Source organism: Agrobacterium sp. 16-2014-1-2a (assembly GCF_053522705.1).
Genome location: NZ_JBNWBX010000020.1, coordinates 1 through 3,630, shown reverse-complemented (window position 1 = coordinate 3,630; position 3,630 = coordinate 1). Strand labels below are relative to the sequence as shown.

4 protein-coding genes and 1 pseudogene are annotated in these 3,630 nt (G+C 52.8%); 3 read left to right on the top strand and 2 right to left on the bottom strand.

What is annotated here, in order from left to right; all coding sequences use genetic code 11:
- Positions 1-355 precede the first annotated feature (355 nt).
- The 3 genes and pseudogenes from ACQZ45_RS26990 to ACQZ45_RS26980 all read left to right on the top strand — a co-directional run.
- Positions 356-1,279 (top strand): nucleotidyltransferase and HEPN domain-containing protein, encoded by a 924-nt coding sequence (locus tag ACQZ45_RS26990; RefSeq protein ID WP_448742648.1) that lies wholly within the window; start codon positions 356-358, stop codon positions 1,277-1,279.
- A 185-nt stretch (positions 1,280-1,464) separates the two neighbouring features.
- Positions 1,465-1,773, top strand: a complete 309-nt coding sequence (locus tag ACQZ45_RS26985) for a mobilization protein (protein ID WP_162686318.1) — start codon at positions 1,465-1,467, stop codon at positions 1,771-1,773.
- A 54-nt stretch (positions 1,774-1,827) separates the two neighbouring features.
- Positions 1,828-1,956: pseudogene (locus tag ACQZ45_RS26980) on the top strand (type IV secretory system conjugative DNA transfer family protein); the annotation flags it as partial.
- A 1,141-nt stretch (positions 1,957-3,097) separates the two neighbouring features.
- Here ACQZ45_RS26980 and ACQZ45_RS26975 read toward each other — a convergent pair.
- Both ACQZ45_RS26975 and ACQZ45_RS26970 read right to left on the bottom strand, forming a co-directional pair.
- Positions 3,098-3,238, bottom strand: a complete 141-nt coding sequence (locus ACQZ45_RS26975; RefSeq protein WP_162995293.1) for a hypothetical protein — start codon at positions 3,236-3,238, stop codon at positions 3,098-3,100.
- Between the two features lie 147 nt (positions 3,239-3,385).
- On the bottom strand, positions 3,386-3,630 hold a 245-nt coding region (locus tag ACQZ45_RS26970), incomplete at its 5' end, for a hypothetical protein (RefSeq protein ID WP_448742647.1).

Below are 3,630 nucleotides of genomic sequence, written 5' to 3'. Positions count from 1 at the left end.
AAACGCTCAAACGCGCCGCAAGTCGTAAGTGCGCCCTTGTCTGTTTACCGGTGGCGACGCTAGCAACAACGAACGGTGATTTCGACTACTAAAAGTAGTAGTCGCCAAGTGGCAATTGCTCGTGTTTGAATAGGGACACAATCGCATCAATGCGGGGAGGGGGATGCACAGGCCGATCGCACAAGGGGTCAGGGACAAGGGACAATGGTTGCTGGACGAGCGGAATAAAGGATTGCAGGCGCGGCTGGACAAAACAGGAGCGGGCGCGGGCATTCGATTGGCGGCTACCAAAAATCGGAGTTTCAAAGAAGTTTACAATGGACCATACAGGATACCGTCCAGAAACGGAGCAGACATGAAGACCAGCCTTGAACATTTGCCGGAACGAAAGCAACGCGAGCTCGCGCGTGTCGTCGGAATTATTCAGGAAGAGTTTGCTGATCTGGTGGAGCGCTCCAAGTCTGACGCCAAGAAGGATGGGCGGATTTTCAAAATCATTCTGTTTGGTTCTTACGCGCGTGGCACCTGGGTGGATGAACCACATACGTCGAAAGGCTATCGCTCGGATTTCGATATCCTCGTCATCGTCAGCAACAAGGAACTTGCCGATCCCAAATACTGGGACAAGGCGACAGATCGGCTGATGTGGGACAAGGAAATTGAGACACCTGTCGGTCTCATCGTGCATGGCGCTCGCGAGATCAGCAATTTTCTAAATGACGGCCAACCCTTCTTTGTCGATCTCGCCCGTGAAGGCATCGTGCTTTACGAATTCGACGACAGGCCGCTGGCTGAACCGAAACCGCTCAAACCTGCTGATGCACTCAGGGTGGCAGAGGAGCATTTTTACGAAGAAATGGCTGCCGCTCGCTCGTTTCTCGATACGTCGCTGTATCTGAAAGACAAGCGGATAAAGCATGCTGTCTTCGAACTCCATCAAGCAGTGGAGAGCGCTTACAATTGCTACCTCCTGACACTGACAAATTATTCGCCTGCGTCGCACAATCTCAAATTCCTGCGTGGACTTTCCGAAGGTCGTGATCACCGTTTGATCGACATCTGGCCACGCGATCGTCAGCGATTTACCACGTGGTACAACATCCTGAATGAGGCCTACGTCAAGGCACGCTATTCGAAGCGTTTCGAGGTTTCCGAAGAGGCGCTCAACTGGCTTCAGGAGCGGACGGCGGAACTTCACAAGCTGGTTGAGACGCTTTGCCGTGAGCACATCGAAAAGCTCGAACAGGCCGCGGGACAAGCCGCAAATTCCAGCGACTGAGCTTGACGGGTGGCAGAATAATCCTGAGCCCAGGCAACAGCCACCACAGCGTCATGAACCATAGGGTCCAACCTCCACTTTCAATCGCTATGTCGATCTCCTCATAGAAACTGGTCTGTCTTCCAGGAGCAAAGCCGTGGTCAACAACGGCAGTTCCGGTGCGACCGCAATCGAAAGGAACAATCGTGGCAAGGAAAACCATCGAACAGCGCCTGGCTGAACTGGATGCGCAACGTTCCGCCCTCAAGGCCCGTCTCTCGAAAACCGAGCGCAACAACGATATGCGCCGCAAGGTCCTGATTGGCGGGCTCGTTCTGCATCACCTCGAGACCTCGAATGACAAGGAATTCGGCAGGCAACTCGGTGAATGGCTGCGCCGCGAACTACCGGGCTTTCTGACGCGTGACAATGACAAGGCGCTGTTTGCCGATCTGATCGGACAAGGACTGACGGGCACAGCAGAGAATGGCGACAGTACGCAGGGTGCTCCATGAACCGATTGCGACTTGCCTGCGACGCATTCAAAAACATGATGCGAGCCGCCGCGCCCTGATGAGGTGCGCAATCTGCCGGCGCACGGACAATTGCTGTTCCTGGCCGGGCAACGACCAATTTTCGCTGAAAAGCTTGCCTACTTTGCCGATCCGGAATTCAGGGAGATGTTCGATCAAGTCTGACGGGAAGCGTGTCCAGAAGGCGGTTGGGCAACCCGTCACACCATTGTACGCGCGGCCCTCGTGCTATCTTGAATGTAGTGGGAAGTGGATATGGCTCGGCAAGCCCCGAGAACGGGCGTCCACTGCAACGGAATATGGTACGCGGTGATCCAGCCTGTCCTGACGGGAACGCGCCCCCCATAGTGCCGAAGTGAGCGGCAGGACGGGCGTGCGTCTTGCTGTGAAGGAATAAAAGTGGAGGCGTGCTGCGTGTTTTCAACGACAACGACCATGAATGCGTCCGCTGTATCGTTGGCGCGGCCCGGATCGGGATGGGCGAAACAGGCCGGAGCTATACCGGACTGCTCTATTCACGGTTCTGTCGTTGTAGGCGAGACAGCCGATATTTTTAGGATCGCATATGATCCATAATCGATCAATTCAGATTTAAGGAATTACGTATGATACCTTAAATACGGAATAACGAGATTTTGGAACCCGAGCGGTGTGTTACGACATAGAGGGCTCTAGATCGGTTGCGTGTGTCATTTACTATGCCGCGTAAGCTCCCACATGAGCTGTGGGGCTCCGCTCGCTTGTGACACCCCGGGCATGACACTTTTTGGGCTGATAATCTATCTGGGTATACCTGCGGCGTTTGTGTAACAGGTGTTTTGACGCTTAAAATCTGGAACAACCTCCGCTCTAGGAGGCGATAGCGACCTGGGACCCAATCGGAAAAGCGCACCGAACGGCTGGCGCACTGTCGTTGACGCCATGGGCGGAGGCTTACAGATTAAGCATATCCTTGAGAGCTAATTGACAAATTGAGTGAAAGTCTCGATTGATCTCCACGTTTCATGGGAACGAGCAACGTTTTTCTAGCTCAAATACTTTCCCGAATATTGGCTACTCGTATTCTATTTATTTCATCAAGCATGCCGCTTCCAGCTATCTGGAGCGGCTTTTGATAGAGGTAAGCCAATGCTCTCATTGGGAAAAATCCAATGTAGAACAATTGGCGCGGATGTTCTCACATAGTTCGCCCGTTGTTCCGCGACAGTTATGAGGCTGATAATTCGCCGGGGAGGCGCTGCAACTGCTTTCCGCTCTCGTCGCCTTCAGCCAGCAACGCAATGCGGGCTTGAGCGACGGGCCTCGCTCAGTGCCCTTTGGTCTCGCTATCTTTCTTCGCCTGATCGTGATGCCACTTGATCGCATAATACATGCCTATGCCGAGCACTATAACCTTGGCCGGGAAAAAGACGAAAGGAAACCAATCTACCCAAGAACCATCAGACATTTCGAGCATTTCCATTCTGCTGTTTGGAATTGGCTATCCTCAAGGATAGCACTCACTCGAAATGTTTCGGCGATCAAGCTTGCACTCGTGGCGCAACCCAACCACCGCCGTAGTAGGCTTAAGACTCTGTATGGTGAAAGCGGACTACTAACAATGCCATCGTAATTCTGGAAATAACTGTCCAGACGACGTCGATGCCGCCAAAGTGTTGATTATTTTACGGAATTTTGGCGCCCGTTTTTTTTTCCAAGGATTTTCTTTTTTGCCCATTGACGTAGGCGCAAGCTGCTCTCTATAAGTCCGCTCACTGAACGAGGGCGGCGGCGCTGCTGGCGACGAAGTCTTTCGTTCTAAAGAAATCATGTTGATGAGCTGACTGCTTGTTGTTTTCC

Bases quoted from the DNA above. Each gene is read 5' to 3' on its own strand.
- ACQZ45_RS26990 (WP_448742648.1), top strand. From the start codon at position 356: ATGAAGACCAGCCTTGAACATTTGCCGGAACGAAAGCAACGCGAGCTC.
- ACQZ45_RS26975 (WP_162995293.1), bottom strand. From the start codon at position 3,238: ATGTCTGATGGTTCTTGGGTAGATTGGTTTCCTTTCGTCTTTTTCCCG.